This window comes from Flavobacterium cutihirudinis (assembly GCF_003385895.1).
In the GTDB taxonomy this organism is placed as follows: Bacteria; Bacteroidota; Bacteroidia; order Flavobacteriales; family Flavobacteriaceae; genus Flavobacterium; species Flavobacterium cutihirudinis.
This window is the reverse complement of sequence record NZ_QRDQ01000011.1, coordinates 57,402-72,768: the sequence shown is the minus strand read 5'-3', so window position 1 is coordinate 72,768 and position 15,367 is coordinate 57,402. Positions and strand designations below refer to the sequence as shown.

Annotated in this window: 16 protein-coding genes; 3 read left to right on the top strand and 13 right to left on the bottom strand. The window is 32.9% G+C overall.

Features of this window, described 5'->3' with window-relative positions:
- Window positions 1–180: 180 nt before the first annotated feature.
- The 5 genes from BD847_RS16830 to BD847_RS16810 form a co-directional block, all read right to left on the bottom strand.
- Entirely contained in the window at window positions 181–615 is a 435-nt protein-coding gene (locus BD847_RS16830; RefSeq protein WP_115889445.1) for a VOC family protein, read from the bottom strand.
- A 50-nt stretch (window positions 616–665) separates the two neighbouring features.
- A complete protein-coding gene (locus BD847_RS16825) occupies window positions 666–1,103 on the bottom strand; it encodes an SRPBCC domain-containing protein (RefSeq protein WP_115889444.1) in 438 nt (145 codons plus the stop codon).
- A 2-nt stretch (window positions 1,104–1,105) separates the two neighbouring features.
- Window positions 1,106–1,513 carry a VOC family protein gene (locus BD847_RS16820; RefSeq protein ID WP_115889663.1) on the bottom strand — a complete coding sequence of 136 codons (408 nt, stop codon included), beginning with the start codon at window positions 1,511–1,513 and terminating at the stop codon, window positions 1,106–1,108.
- A 131-nt stretch (window positions 1,514–1,644) separates the two neighbouring features.
- On the bottom strand, window positions 1,645–2,049 hold the full coding sequence (locus BD847_RS16815; RefSeq protein WP_115889443.1) for an SRPBCC family protein: 405 nt from the start codon (window positions 2,047–2,049) through the stop codon (window positions 1,645–1,647).
- Between the two features lie 32 nt (window positions 2,050–2,081).
- Window positions 2,082–2,492, bottom strand: a complete 411-nt coding sequence (locus BD847_RS16810; RefSeq protein WP_115889442.1) for a VOC family protein — start codon at window positions 2,490–2,492, stop codon at window positions 2,082–2,084.
- A gap of 140 nt (window positions 2,493–2,632) precedes the next feature.
- On the opposite strand from BD847_RS16810, the gene BD847_RS16805 reads away from it, so the two are divergent.
- Complete coding sequence (locus BD847_RS16805) at window positions 2,633–3,595, top strand: GlxA family transcriptional regulator (RefSeq protein WP_115889441.1); 963 nt, start codon at window positions 2,633–2,635, stop codon at window positions 3,593–3,595.
- Between the two features lie 457 nt (window positions 3,596–4,052).
- Here BD847_RS16805 and clpX read toward each other — a convergent pair whose 3' ends face one another.
- The 5 genes from clpX to BD847_RS16780 all read right to left on the bottom strand — a co-directional run bounded on the left by clpX (window position 4,053) and on the right by BD847_RS16780 (window position 9,056).
- On the bottom strand, window positions 4,053–5,285 hold the full coding sequence (gene clpX, locus BD847_RS16800; RefSeq protein WP_115889440.1) for an ATP-dependent Clp protease ATP-binding subunit ClpX: 1,233 nt from the start codon (window positions 5,283–5,285) through the stop codon (window positions 4,053–4,055).
- 165 nt (window positions 5,286–5,450) lie between these two features.
- On the bottom strand, window positions 5,451–6,125 hold the full coding sequence (gene clpP / locus BD847_RS16795) for an ATP-dependent Clp endopeptidase proteolytic subunit ClpP (RefSeq protein WP_115889439.1): 675 nt from the start codon (window positions 6,123–6,125) through the stop codon (window positions 5,451–5,453).
- A 329-nt stretch (window positions 6,126–6,454) separates the two neighbouring features.
- Window positions 6,455–7,777 (bottom strand): trigger factor, encoded by a 1,323-nt coding sequence (locus BD847_RS16790; protein ID WP_115889438.1) that lies wholly within the window; start codon window positions 7,775–7,777, stop codon window positions 6,455–6,457.
- Between the two features lie 113 nt (window positions 7,778–7,890).
- Window positions 7,891–8,235, bottom strand: a complete 345-nt coding sequence (locus BD847_RS16785) for a phage holin family protein (RefSeq protein WP_115889437.1) — start codon at window positions 8,233–8,235, stop codon at window positions 7,891–7,893.
- 56 nt (window positions 8,236–8,291) lie between these two features.
- A complete protein-coding gene (locus tag BD847_RS16780; protein WP_115889436.1) occupies window positions 8,292–9,056 on the bottom strand; it encodes an alpha/beta fold hydrolase in 765 nt (254 codons plus the stop codon).
- Between the two features lie 222 nt (window positions 9,057–9,278).
- Between BD847_RS16780 and BD847_RS16775 the strand changes: the two genes are divergently transcribed.
- On the top strand, window positions 9,279–10,553 hold the full coding sequence (locus BD847_RS16775) for a hypothetical protein (RefSeq protein ID WP_115889435.1): 1,275 nt from the start codon (window positions 9,279–9,281) through the stop codon (window positions 10,551–10,553).
- A 48-nt stretch (window positions 10,554–10,601) separates the two neighbouring features.
- Here BD847_RS16775 and BD847_RS16770 read toward each other — a convergent pair whose 3' ends face one another.
- The 3 genes from BD847_RS16770 to BD847_RS16760 all read right to left on the bottom strand — a co-directional run bounded on the left by BD847_RS16770 (window position 10,602) and on the right by BD847_RS16760 (window position 14,530).
- A complete protein-coding gene (locus BD847_RS16770; protein ID WP_115889434.1) occupies window positions 10,602–11,456 on the bottom strand; it encodes a DUF4249 domain-containing protein in 855 nt (284 codons plus the stop codon).
- A gap of 3 nt (window positions 11,457–11,459) precedes the next feature.
- Entirely contained in the window at window positions 11,460–13,736 is a 2,277-nt protein-coding gene (locus tag BD847_RS16765; protein ID WP_115889433.1) for a TonB-dependent receptor, read from the bottom strand.
- Between the two features lie 80 nt (window positions 13,737–13,816).
- Complete coding sequence (locus tag BD847_RS16760; RefSeq protein WP_115889432.1) at window positions 13,817–14,530, bottom strand: pyridoxine 5'-phosphate synthase; 714 nt, start codon at window positions 14,528–14,530, stop codon at window positions 13,817–13,819.
- 116 nt (window positions 14,531–14,646) lie between these two features.
- Here BD847_RS16760 and BD847_RS16755 point away from each other — a divergent pair, with 116 nt between their 5' ends.
- Complete coding sequence (locus BD847_RS16755) at window positions 14,647–15,306, top strand: CBS domain-containing protein (protein ID WP_115889431.1); 660 nt, start codon at window positions 14,647–14,649, stop codon at window positions 15,304–15,306.
- The last annotated feature ends 61 nt before the right edge of the window (window positions 15,307–15,367 follow it).

Below are 15,367 nucleotides of genomic sequence, written 5' to 3'. Positions count from 1 at the left end.
CATAACTTTATCCTGTTGCTGCAATTATTTTTAACACATAGAGACATAGTTTTTTTAAGATTTACAAAAGGCGTTTCACTAATTTAAATGCACATAGTTTATCTATGTGTGGAAACTTGTTTCTTTTAATCTCTTCTTTAGAAGCAATAATCTATGTTTCTATGTGTTAAAATTTATTTTTTAAGCCGGTTTGTTTTCATCAAAATTTACCATCCAGCTAACTTCAAATTTATCTTTGAACATTCCGAAATAAGCGCCCCAAAATGTTTTGTTCATTGCCATATAAACTGTTCCGCCAGCTGAAAGTCCGTTGAAAATTCTATCCGCTTCGGCTGCACTTTCTACATTTATTGAAATTGAAAAGTTCCCACCAAAAGTCACATCTCCCGATTGTTCGTTACTGTCGCTTCCCATTAAGATTGTATCACCAATTGGCAATGAAACATGCATTACACGGTTGGCATCTTTTTCTGAAATTTGCTCGCAGCCGTCTTCTGCCGGCATATCTTTAAATTTTCCTATATAAGGAAATTCACCTCCAAAAACTGATTTGTAAAATAGAAATGCTTCTTCGCAATTTCCATTAAAAATTAAATACGGATTTACTGATGTCATGATTTCTTTTGTTTTAATGTTTGTTGTTTTTTTTTTAGTGTATTGAGAAGTTAATTCTCAGACAATTCTTTAATCGTTTCCATTCCTTTTGGAAAAGCTTCTTTAAAAAAGTCGATATGTTTATCGATTACATCTACTTCTACATGAAGATCGACCAAATCGCCTTTTTGAATCAATTTGTAGGTTTCCATTGCTCCAACCCATTTCAACGTTTCTTCATTTGGTGGCACTTCTTTAAAATCTTTAATTTCTCCCATATGTTTAAACGCCATGTATTCGTTAGGAATTTTAGTTTCAATTATACTATTCATCCCCTCGCCGCCTTCACCTAAAAAATAAATTTTATCACCTTCGTTCCAACTCGTTTGAACGTAACTTTCACCACAAAAAGAGCTTGTCCACTTTCTGTACGTTTCGTCATCCCACAATACTTTCCAAATCTCTTCTTTAGAAGCCTTTATGTCAATATTAAAAACTAATTTTTCCATTATTACGATAATTTACTAAAATCCATGAACAAAACATTCCAGCGATGACCATCTAAATCAGCAAACCCAAAGCCGTACATCCATCCTTGACTTTCAGCTGGAGCTGCAAAAACAGTTCCACCTGCTTCTGTCACTTTTTTTGCTAATTCATCAACTTCCTCTTTGCTTTCGGCGTCAATTGACATCAAAACCTCAGAACTGGAACCGGTATCAGTAATACTATTTTGCGAAAAAGTAGAAAAAAGTGATTCTTCAAAAAGCATTACTACAAAATGACTTTCACCAATCACCATACAAGTAGAACTTGGCGTATCGTGCTGCTCATTAAAAGAAAAACCTATTTTCCAGAAAAAGTCTTTCGCTTTCGCAATATTCTTAACAGGCAAATTCAACCATATTTGTTTTGTCATTTTTTGATTTTTTTTGTTAAACAATTTATTTTTTAAACCATATAAGTTATATAAGTAATGCAAGCACAGATTGACGATATACTGAACCTTTGAACCTCTGCGACTTTGAGTCTTTGAACTTGAGAAAAGAACTAATTATTCTCGGCGTAATTTTTAAAATTATCCAAAATTGCCTGCCATCCTGCTTGTTGCATTTCTACAGGATTTTGAGATTCTGGGTCAAAACTTTCGATTATTTCAACTCCTTCAGGACTTTCTTTAAAGATAATTTCAGTTTTTCTTCCATCTCCCATTGTATAATTTATTGCTTCATTTTGTTTTACCAAAGTATATTCTCCCCCGAAATCAAAGCTCATACTACCATCTTTAGCTGCCATAGTTGTAGAGAATTTTCCACCTTCTTTTAAATCATTTTCAGCACGAGGCGCATGCCATTCTGGAGATGCAAATGCCCATTTTGTAATATGCTCTGGTTTATTCCAAAATTCCCACACTTTGTCTATCGTGTTCTTAACTGTTGTTTGTACTGTTATCATTTTATAGCTAGTTAATCGTTTTTTTTTAAATATTACATACTCTCTGGAATCTGACTTTCATCCATATAGAAAATTTCCCAATGATGATTGTCAACATCCAGAAAAGTTCTTTGATACATCCATCCATAATCTTTTGCCGGAATATAATCTACTCCGCCAGCTTTAATAGCTTTTTCTATCATTTTATCTACTTGTTCACGAGAATCCAAAGAAATTGAAATCAGAACTTCGCTAGTTGTAGCAGCATCACAAATTTGTTTGTTGGTAAAGGTTTGATAAAACTCTTCTACCAAAAGCATCACAAATATATTTTCGTCAATAACTATACAGGCTCCTTTTTCATTTGTGAATTTTGGATTGGTCGAAAAACCAAGTTCATTATAAAAAGCTACCGCCTTATTTAAATCTTTTACAGGAAGATTTAAGAAGATTTTTGTTTTCATCTTGATAAAATTACGAATTAATTAAAACAAATGTAATTTTTTAAGATTACTTAAAAATGCTAATAAAAGTCAATTTTAGGGTCATTTGAGACATTTTACTTACTTTTGTTAGATTGCTAATCTTTCAAATAACACAAATCATGAGCAAGAAAACAGGTTTAATCGTACCGCATGACTATAAATTATTAAGCATTGCAGCAATTTTAGAAGTTTTTGAAACAGCCAATAAACTAAGCAGTGGAGAAAAGCCTTTTGAAATCATGATTTTTCAATTGGCCGGACAAATTACTTCAGAACAAGTATTTGGCTATGATGTTCACCCAATCGAAACTTCAGATATTCGGCTCGAACTGATTCTGATTCCGGCTTTCACCACAGACAATATGGGAGAAATGATTGCAAAAAATAGAGATTTTATTCCATGGCTAAAAAAACAACATCAGTCCGGAGCCGAACTTGCCAGTTTTTGCACCGGTGCCTTCTTGTTTGCGGCATCAGGATTATTGAACGACAAATTAGCCACAACACACGTTGACGCTTGCAGCGCCTTTACGAAAGCATTTCCGCTTGTAAATCTTAAACCCGATGAAACTTTAACTGCAGACGGAAGCCTTTACACTAGCGGCGGTTCTACCTCATCTTTTCATTTGCTCATTCTTTTGGTTCAAAAATATTGCGGAAACGAAATTGCAGTTCAAATTGCAAAAATCTTCTCAATCGATTTGAATCGCTACAAACAAAGTTATTTCAGTACTTTCAGACCTAACCATCTACACAATGACACTTTGGTGGCCATGCTTCAGCAAAAAATCGAAAGTCAATATCAAACTATTGAAAAACTGGAAGAAATTACAAAAGATATCCCGACAAGTGCCAGAAATATGACACGCCGATTTAAACAAGTAACCGGAATTCCGCCAATTGAATATCTGCAAAATATAAGAGTCGAAAGCTCTAAAAAGTACTTAGAACAAACACAGCTTTCGATTTCAGAAATTATCGAAAAAACCGGTTATAATGATCCAAAGGCATTCCGAAAAGTATTTTATAAAATGGTTGGAATGAAGCCTATTGAGTATAGAGAGAAATTTAGAGTGCAATAAGATTTTAATTAAAACTAAACCTGCTTTACAGAAATTCCGAATTTTATTTTCTAAGCTCTCTTCTTAAAAATCTAGTAATTAGATAAAGCAGATATACCATATAAGCAAAAATAATAAGAAGTACTATCTGCCAGATAAATAAGCCCACCTCGAAATTATCAATAAGTTTATCCACAATATCAATTTAATTTTAGCAAATATAAGCAAATACTTACATCGTTCTCAATAAAAAATTCTTTCAAATAAGTAACTCAGCATATTATTAATTTTGAGCACAACATTAGTTTTTACAAGAAAGTTTGGTCCTGCTCTTCACTATATCTTTTGTTGCGAACCCCGCAACAAAAGGATGCCGTTTCGATCAGGGCTAAACGAGAAATTTCATTTTCATAATTTCGAAAACAAAAAAACCTGCTCAACTAAATGAACAGGTTTTGAAAAAAATATCTTTTAAGATTTACGAAGCAATTTCCATACGCTTCAATAAATTTTTACTTAAAGTATGTTCTGCGTAATCTTTATCGATAGATAAAACTTTATCGTCTGAACTTGGCAATTCGTACATTGCATCTGTTAAGATAGCTTCACAAAGCGAACGTAATCCACGTGCTCCTAATTTGTATTCTAAAGCTTTATCAACAATAAAATCTAAAGCTTCATCAGTAATACTGAATTCCACTTCATCCATCAGGAATAATTTCTGATATTGTTTTACCAATGCATTTTTAGGCTGAGTCAAAATTGCACGCAAAGTCTCTCTGTCTAAAGGATCCATGTGAGTCAATACCGGTAAACGACCTATAATTTCAGGAATTAAACCAAAATCTTTAATATCCTTTGGAATAATATATTGAAGCAAATTGTCTTTATCAATATTATCTACATTTTTAGAAGTCGAATAACCAACCGCCTGACGGTTTAAACGTTTAGAAATAATACGTTCTACTCCATCAAAAGCGCCTCCTGCAATAAACAAGATATTTTGAGTATTTACCTCAACAAATTTCTGATCCGGATGCTTACGCCCTCCTTTTGGTGGTACGTTTACAACAGTTCCTTCTAGTAATTTCAATAAAGCCTGTTGCACACCTTCGCCAGAAACGTCACGCGTTATTGATGGATTATCGCTCTTACGGGCAATTTTATCAATTTCATCAATAAATACGATTCCTCTTTCTGCTTTTGCAACATCATAATCTGCTGCTTGTAAAAGACGTGTCAAGATACTTTCAACATCTTCTCCTACGTAACCCGCTTCTGTAAGAACAGTTGCATCAACGATAGCTAAAGGAACATCTAACATTTTTGCGATAGTTTTTGCTACCAATGTCTTCCCTGTTCCGGTTTGACCAACCATAATGATGTTACTTTTTTCAATCTCAACTTCGTCGTCTAATTGCTGTTGCATTAAACGCTTGTAGTGATTGTAAACCGCAACCGACATTACTTTTTTAGTCTGGTCCTGACCAATAACATATTGATCCAGAAAAGCTCTGATTTCTTTTGGTTTCTTTAAAATTAAATCGCCAACAAGTTTTGCACTTCCGCTGGATTTTAGTTCTTCTAATACAATTCCGTGCGCCTGTTCAATACACTTATCACAAATATGTGCATTAATACCGGCAATTAATAAATTAGTTTCTGGCTTTTTTCTTCCACAAAACGAACATTCTAATACTACTTTTGCCATTCTTTATTTAAGTTACTAAGCTGCAAAGATACTAAGTTTCTAAGCTTTTCAATTAAAACTTTAAAACTTAACTCCTTACAGCTTAATATTTTTTTGTTTAAAGTCTAAAGTTTAAAGTTTCAGGTTCGCCAAAGCAACTTGAAACTTTAAATCTGAAACTAATTTTTATCCTCTTCTTAATACTTCATCAATCATTCCGTATTCTTTTGCTTCATCAGCAATCATCCAGTAGTCACGCTCACTGTCTTTGTGAACTCTTTCAAAAGACTGACCTGAATGTTGTGAAATGATATGATATAATTCATCTTTTAATTTCAACATTTCACGTAAGTTGATTTCCATATCTGTAGCAACGCCTTGTGCTCCTCCTGATGGCTGGTGAATCATTACTCTTGAATGTGGTAAGGCTGAACGTTTTCCTGCTGCTCCTGCACACAATAAAACTGCTCCCATAGAAGCTGCCATTCCTGTACAAATTGTTGCAACATCTGGTTTGATGTACTGCATAGTGTCATAAATTCCTAAACCTGCATAAACACTTCCTCCTGGAGAGTTTAAGTAAATTTGAATATCTTTTGATGCATCAGCGCTTTCTAAAAATAATAACTGCGCCTGAACAATATTAGCGATTTGATCGTCGATACCTGTTCCTAAAAAGATAATTCTGTCCATCATTAATCTTGAAAAAACGTCTAATTGAGAAATATTCAACTGACGTTCTTCAATAATATATGGAGTCATGTTTGTTGGGTTCATCGCTGCTATGATTTTATCATAATACATTGCGTTTACTCCTTGGTGCTTTGTAGCAAATTTTTTGAATTCTTTACCGTAGTTCATATGTATCTGTTTTACGTTTATTTGGTGTATATATTTTTTATTCTACACAAAGGTCATACCCTTTTGCAAAGGATGTCAATTTGTCTTCTTTTTTAAGATGCTAAGATTCTAAGGTACTAAGCTTCTAAGTTTTTTTGCTAAGAAACATTTACCAACTTGAAACCTGAAACAAAAAAAGAACGTCAATAGAAGAAAAACTTCCATTGACGTTCAAATATAATTATTTTTATCTTTCAGCTTCTGTAATAAAATCTTAATTTTTAAAATCAAGTTAATGAAGTCTGCTTCTTAACTTTTGACCTTACAATTTTTGACTTTCAGACTAAAATTTATTCTCCGTAAGAAGCAGCAATAAATTCTTCGTAAGTAACCTCTTTAGTTGTTGGGTTTGCTTTTTCTTTGAAGATATCTAACAATTTAGCTGCTACAACTTGCTCAGAAAGTCTTTTCACTTCTTCTTGGTTAGATAAAACTCTAGCCACGATTCCTTGAACTTCTTCGTCAGTTGGATTAGTTTGTCCAAATTGAGCCATTTGTTGTCTGATAGCACCTGAAGTAAACTCTTTCAAATCATCAAATGTAATTTGGATATTGCTTTGCGCTAATGCTTTTCCTTCGATTAATTGGAAACGTAAACCTTTTTCAGATCTTGCGTATTCAACTTCAGCTTCTTCTGCAGAAAGTTTTTTCTCTCCAACAGTTTGCAACCATTTTTTAAGGAATTCAGCTGGCAAATCAAATTTTGTATTTTCAATCAAGAAATCCTGAACATCTAATAATAATTTTTGGTCAGCTTGTTGTGCAAACTGAGACTCTGCATCTTCTTTAATTTTAGCTTTTAATTCATCTAAAGAAGCTACTTTTCCTTCACCAAAAAGTTTATCAAATAACTCTTGGTTCAATTCAGCCAATTCAGCACCGTTGATTGCTTCGATAGTAAAGTTTACTTCGATATCTAAACCGTGAACATCATCATGAGCTACTTTTAAGTAGTCCATTAATTGGTGATCGTCTTCGAATAAACCTTTTGTGCTTACTGCAACAACATCTCCAACTTTTTTACCGATGAATTTATCACCCGCTTTTTTGTTGAAAGTAGATACAGAAATTGTAGTTGTATTGTTGATTCCTTTTTCTTCGTTTGTGAAAGTTCCAGTTAAATCTGAATCAGCTTCAACTTTATCCTGAGGAATTGCTTTTCCAAATTGTTTTTGGATACGCTCAACTTGTCCGTCGATTAATTTATCATCAGCAGTAACGATATATTTTACGATATTGTTTTTAGCTTCAAGATCAATTTCGAAGTTTGGCACTAAACCAATTTCGTATTCGAAAGTTAGTTCTTCAGCATCCCAATCAAAGTTTTCGTTTTCTTTAGCAAGAGGAGTTCCTAAAAGATTTAATCTTTCAGATTGAACAAAACGCTCCAAAGCCAAATCAACTACTTTCTTAACTTCTTCTTGCTTAATTGCTTTTCCGTATTGTTTTTCAACAAGGTCTTTAGGAACTTGTCCTTTTCTAAAACCTTTTACAGTTGCCAATGGCATTTTTTCGTTTATTCTTTTTGCTACCTGACCTTTATAATCCATGTGAACAACGTTTAATACGATTGTTTCGTTCACAGCGTCTGTTGCTACTCTTTTAATATCCATCTTCTTCTTTAATTTACATAATAAAATTGGGTTGCAAAATTATAAAATTTTTGCAACCCAACCAAGTTTTTAATCTATTGTATTTGAAGCAGTTTTAATCTGCTCAATTTGTTTTATTTATCGTCTCCAAGTATCTTATACGTGATAGATTGCAGAATTGACAAAATAACACTGAATATTAATGCCGTCCAGAACGAGTCGACTGCAAATCCGCCCACAATATTTGTACACAGCAAAATTATTACGGCATTTATAACCAATAAAAACAAGCCTAACGTAACGAACGTTACCGGCAAAGTCAACAGTACCAAAATTGGTTTTATAAAAAGATTCAGTAATCCTAAAACCACTGCAACAATTACGGCAGTACCAAAACTAGCAACGTGAACCCCGGTTAAAAGATTAGACAATAACAAAACCAAGGCAGCAGTAACGAGGAGTCTAAGTAATAATTTCATAGTTTTTCAGGTTTAAAATTTATTTAAAAGTAATAAAATTTTTATCAAAAAAAGAACTACTCTTTCAAAAAGCCTGTTGTTATTTCAAAAAACATTTTAGGATTTTCGGCGTGAAGCCAATGTCCGGCATTTGGAATTGTCTCTAATTTTAGGTTTGGAAAATGTTCCCGAATCGAATCAATTTCAGAATCCTGAATATAACCTGAATTTCCTCCGCGAATAAATAAAGTTGGTTTATCAAAAACTAAACCTTCAGCCAGAGGTTTTCCAATAGCATCGAGATTATTATTAAAAACTTCCAGATTAAATCTAAAAGCTAATTGTCCTGGTTCCTTCCAATATAAATTCTTCAACAAAAATTGACGCGTCCCAAAATCGGAAACATATTGAGAAACGATTTCTTCAACATCATTTCGACTTGGTTTTACTGAGAAATCAACAGCGTTTAATCCGGCTAGAATATCCTGATGATGTTGCTTGTAGAATTTTGGGCCAATATCTGCTACGATTAATTTATCTACTATTTCCGGATAAGTCGTAGCAAAAAGCATTGCTACTTTTCCGCCCATCGAATGACCAAGAAGATCAATTCTTTCTAAATTATTTGCCTGACAATATTCGAAAACATCCTGAACCATCGCTTCATAACTCCATTCATCGGAATGAAAACTACGTCCATGATTTCTTAAATCTAAAAGATGAACCTGAAATCCTGCTTCCACATATTGTCCGGCGAGTGTTTTCCAGTTGTCTGACATTCCCAGAAATCCATGCATAATCACGAAAGGTTTTCCTTCGCCTTCTATTTTTGAGTATAACATTTATGTTTTGGTTTTTAAAATCTGATTACAAAGGTAAAAAACTTATCTATTAATCTGTGACAGAATATATTCTCTGGAATTATTTTTGGTTTTTCATTTAACAGAAAAATAATTACAATTTTACGGTTTTCCGTAATGTTATTTCAACGCGAAGATGTATCTTGCATTCCGAAATTAAGTAAGAAAAATCTTGATTTTATTCATTTAATAAAAACTTAAACCATGATTAAAAAATTCGTTTTATTATCATTAGTTGCATCTCAACTTATGATTTCTTGTTCAAGTGACGACAACAACCCTGACGAAACTAAACCAGACACAGAGTTAACGCTTGAAGAACAAATTGCTAACCTAGCAAAACAACCTTACTCAAAACTAGCTCCTACTGAACAAAAAGCAAAATTAGAGATTGATGCTAATGAAATGTTAGTTCAATTAGACAAATCTAAAAGCTCAAATGCTATCGAAGCAATCGAAAACTTAAACAGATTATTAGACCTAAGTTCTATTGACATTTTTGATGGCAAAAACGATAACGAAGTAGAAGACATTTTAAATGTATCTGGCGTTTACGGAATTTACACTTGGAACAATGGTGATAAAAAATGGGTTAAAACAGCTTCAGAAACAGAATTAAAATTTGTTTTCCCTGCTAAAGAAACTCAAACGGCAAATAATGCAACTTTTTCTGCTAAAAGCGTTTCTTCTGATATTAAAGTAAAATACAATGATAGCTATATCTATAGCGGTAACGGAGCTACTGAAATAAACGACTGGTTCTTCCTTCCTAATTCATCAGATGCAGTTTTAACTATTGATGGTACTTCATCTGCTACATTTACTCAAACAGCAAAATATTCTAATGGAAAAGAAGTTCCAAATGAGTTTGCTTACAAAATGACAGTAAACGATGGTTACAGCTGGGAAATGAGCGGATCAAAAGCTACTGCTAACACTTCAAAAGCATCTTTTACTTATAATGGTAAAAACTTAATTTCATTTAATGCAGGAAGCACAGCACAAATCGACGCTTTGATCGACAACGATGAACTTGTTCAATACAGAGGTAAAGCAAATGGATTAATCCAAATTATGGACAATTTTGTTATTATTGCTGAGATGGATTTAGCTGCTGCTGCTGCAGATGAAGCTGCATTAGAAAAATCTGTAGTTCGTCCTACGAACTATGAGTCACCAACATTCGACGCTGACTTAAGCAATTATTACAAAAAAACTGCAGAAGGTGAAGCGAACAGCTTCAATAAAAACATGAAATTAATTCTAGTTTCTAAAAAAGACGGAACTAAAATTGCAGATGTTGTTCAGCATGCAGATAAAGAAGAAAACGACGGCTCAACAGTTGATTATTACTACAGCACAAGTTATTTAAAATTCAATGACAGTACTGAAGTAGAAATGGGAGCTTACTTCTCAACAGGTTTTGAGAATCTTAAAACTAAATTTGAAGATTTCTTAAAAGCTTTCAACAAAGAATAGTTTTTAAAAATATATTTTAGAGCCGATTTGAAACAATTCAAATCGGCTTTATTTTTTTGGTGGCGTTTTTACAATTAGCATACTTTTACCGTAGCCAGCCCAAATTCCAATTCCACCTTTAATATTCGATTTCAGACTTGTGTTTGCAGGATATATTGGATTTCTGCTGTTTACAATTTCATTTTGCCAGCTGTTCCAGAAATCCAACGCTTCTTTTGTTTGTGTTCTTAATTTCACAAAAATCAAATCACCATCGGCAAAATAAGGCGTGAATTTAGTTTTAGGAAACAAAATTACACCTCTGTTAATCTGTACAGCAATTGAAGGTGTTTCAAAATTTTTATCATCTAGATTGCCATAAAACGAAGGAACAAAAATGGGTTCTTCTCCATCAATTTTTGTTGCAATCTGGTAATAGTTTTTCTCATTAACAGGATCATCAAATTTTACAAAAACATAACCTGTAGTATCTGTCGGGTTCTTCTTTATATACTCGGCACTTTTAAGCGGTACTGATTTTGGAATTGTCGTTACGGCTTCAACTACTCGATTTAAATATTCGATTTTTAGAGAATATTCTTTTCCGGCAACACCTTTTAAAGTATTCCCAAAATAAACGAACGGTGGAACTCTGTTTTTATCACTTTTCACTTTTAAAACTTCTGAAGTTTCCCCATCAGAAATTGTGATTTTTGCAGATCTGATCACATGATTTAAAACATTTGTCGAATCAATAACATCTGCAACCGGAATACTGCTGGACAATAAAACATTAGCAAAATCGCCTTCTTCGATCCAACCTTCAACAACTATTTTAGATTCAATACTTTTTTGTTCGCTAAAATCATCATTTGAACAACTTGTCATTAGTACTGCTAAAAAAAGTAATATATATATTCTCATGTCTTAAAATTTAAATCTCCAACTGATTGAAGGAAGAATTCGATATAAAACCTTTTTCTCCTGTTTTACAATCACACTATTTTTATCATCGTTAACCTGAACATTCAGAACCACATAAATTGGATTGGCTATATTAAATGTATTGTAAATTGAAAAATTTAATGCGCTTTCTTTCTTTGCATTTTTCACAAAAAAGTAATTCGCAGAAATGTCTGTTCTAATATAATTTGGCATTTGTGCATTATTATATCCCGAATACTCTTTCACCGGATTATTATTTATAAAATACCAGGAAGTTGGCATTGTAAAACGATTACCCGAACTAAAAACCTGTGTAACGCCAAAATTCCACTTCGAATTTAAATCATACATTCCAACAACTGAAAGATTATGGCGTCTGTCATATTTTGCAAAATAGGTTTCTCCATTATTTAATTCATCAAAATTTCGATCTGACCAACTTAATGTATAACTCAGCCAGCCGCTAAATTTCCCGTTACTTTTCTTCAGCATCATTTCTAATCCATATGCCTTTCCTTTGCCTACATATAAATCATTTTTGAAAGTTGTAATTTCATTAAATTGAGTTATCCCATAAGGATATTCAAGCAGATTTTTCATCGAACGATAAAAACCTCCAAAAGAAGATGAAAAATTTCTAGATAAATTCTGGTTAGAACCAATAGAAAATTCATTTGAAGATTGCGGTTTTATTCCGTCATAACTGGCAATCCAAAAATCTGTCGGAATTCCGACACTAGAAGTCGTAATCAAACTCAAATACTGGTACTGCTTGTTATAGGAAGCATAAAAAGAATATTTCTCAGTTGGATAATAGTTCAACAAAACTCTAGGTTGAAAATGCAAATAAGAATCACTAGATCCAGAAGTATAGTAATTGATTCTAATACCTAATTCGGCAGTAAGATTTTCAAATAATTTTGGTTTTGCCGTAGTAAAAACTGCAGCTTCATTGGCAGTAATATTATCTCGAAAAATATCATTTACTGTTGTAAAATTTTCAACATTTACTTTTTGAGGTTGCAAATCATGGTAAACATATTGCAGCCCAGTTTCAAAAGGAATATTTTTGACTGAATATCGAAATGCGTTTGTAAAGCCAAAATCTTTAACAGAGGACGAAACATCGAATTGAATTGTTGCTTGTTCCATATTCAGATTATTTGAATATTGACTAAAATAAACCGAATTTGACATCGTTACTTTTGGAGAAATAACTGTCGTTAAGGAAGGTGATATTGTAAAATTGCTCCACTTTAAACTGCTTTTCAAAGCAAGATTCCCGTCTTTAATTTTCAACTCATCACCAGTTAAAAAAGCATCAATAGCCAAAAGATTCTTTTTTGAAAGTTGCGATAAGAAAGTAAAATTTCCATCAGAAAAACCATATTTCATATCCTGAACATCATTGCTTTTCGAACCAGATTTCACTATTGGCCCAACAATTTCATCGATATAGGTTTTTCTACCGGAAATATAAAATCCTGTTTTAGCCGTTAACGGAACTGCGAATGTCAATTGCGAAGCCAGAATTCCAAGATTTCCCTGAACTTCAAATTCGGAAGGTGTTTTTTTATTGGAATTTAAAAGTGTAGTCGAACTTAAACGCCCGCCATATTTCGCATTCGAACTTGATTTATCAAATTCTACGTCTTTAATATGATCCGTATTATAAAAAGGAAAAATCCCGAGCAAATGTGACATTCCATAAACAGGAGTTCCATTGTACAAAATAGCATTATGTCCAGGATCTCCTCCACGAACGTATAAATAACCATTTGCATCTCCTGAATTTTGTACACCGGGGGTCAATTGCAAAAGCTTAATTATATCTGTAGTTCCTAAAACTGTTGGAACACCTGACAACTCTTTTAAATTAAAAGACAGTTTACCACCGGAAAGATTGGTTATGGCACTTTTTTTTGTGTTTGCAACAACAACTTCATTTAAAACGGAAACATCCTTTTCTAAAACTACTGAAAGTATCGTATCTTTTTTAAGTTCAAAGTCAAATTGCTTTTCTAGATATCCTAATTGCTTAACTTTAATATGTGTTTTTCCTAAATCCAGTTTTAAAGAAAAATTTCCTGCCGAATCTGAAATAACATAAAAAATTTGATTTTTGGATTGAATAGAAACACCTGAACCAATCAGATTTTCATTTTCAGAAGATTTTAAAGTCCCTTGTATTATTGCTTTAGATTGCGAAAATACGGTAGAAAAACAGAGTAAAAACAGTAGAATTATAGATTTCGGCACTTTGATTTTTAATAAGAAAAGTGCGAAAATACACAATTATAACCCAATTATCTCAGGTTATAATTGTTTAATTTTTAATCTTATTTCAATTTATTCAAATACATATTAACAACATTATCCAAACCAAGATAAAGCGCCTCAGAAATTAAAGCGTGACCAATTGAAACTTCTAATAATCCCGGAATATTTTGTTTAAAAAACTGAATATTATCCAAACTCAAATCATGTCCGGCATTAATTCCTAAACCTAATTCGTTTGCTAATTCTGCAGCTTTCGTGTAAGGCTCAATTCCGTTTTTATTTCCTAAATCATATTGATGCGCAAAAGCTTCGGTATACAATTCAATTCGGTCTGTTCCTGTTTTTTTTGCTCCTTCAATAATTTCCAAAACCGGATCAACAAAAATCGAAGTCCTGATTCCGTTTCTCTGAAATTCCTGAATAACTTCAGTCAAATATTCTTGATTTTTTATGGTATCCCAACCTGCCGATGAAGTAATTGCACCAATTGCATCCGGAACTAATGTAACCTGATCCGGCTTACATTCTAAAACCAAATCAATAAAATTATGCTGCGGGTTTCCTTCAATATTATATTCTGTAGTAACAATTGCTTTTAGATCGCGAGCATCCTGATAACGAATGTGACGTTCGTCCGGACGAGGATGTATGGTGATTCCCTGCCCACCAAATTTCTGAATATCTGCCGCAACTTTTAATAAATCTGGCACATTCCCTCCACGAGCATTTCTTAAGGTTGCAATTTTATTGATATTTACACTTAACTTTGTCATATAACTAATAATTAATTCTAGTAACACTATATTTGTAAAGACAAAAATACAAAGTAAAACGTCGTAGTTTTTGGTATTTTTTGATTATTTTGCAAGGAAATATCTTCAATTGATTTATGACAGAAATTACAAACTATATCACCAATGATTTCAAAGCGATTGATAGTCAGGAAACGATAGCGTCTGTTCAGGACTTTTTTGCTGATGTTGATTTTTCGCATTTCCCAGTTATAGAAGATGGTATCTTTATTGGCAGTATCTCTGCCGATGATATTGAAACTTTTGATTCAGACAAAAAAACGATAGATTACAAATATACTTTAGAGCGTTTTTTTGCCAGAAAATCAATGATTTGGCTGGACGTTTTGGAAGTTTTTGCCAAAAACCACACTAATACCATTCCGGTCCTGGATGAAAATAATACCTATATAGGATATTATGAAATGGAAGACATCATGAAATTCTTTCAGGAAACACCTTTTTTAAAAGAACAAGGTGGCATTATCATCGTTCAAAAAGGGCTTTTAGACTATTCGATGGGTCAGGTTACTCAGATTGTAGAAAGTAATAACGGAAAAATATTAGGTTGTTTTATCTCTGAAACCGATTTGGAAAATGTTCAGATAACGGTTAAAATTAGCGTTGGGCCAATGAACGAAATTATCCAGACTTTTAGACGATACAATTACGAAATCATCTCTGAGCATCAGGAAGACGCTTACATTAATAGTCTTAAGGAACGTTCTGATTATTTGGACAAATACCTTAATATATAAATTATAAATGTGCCAATGAGAAAATTAGTTAATTAGACAATTTTCACATTTGCAAATTATC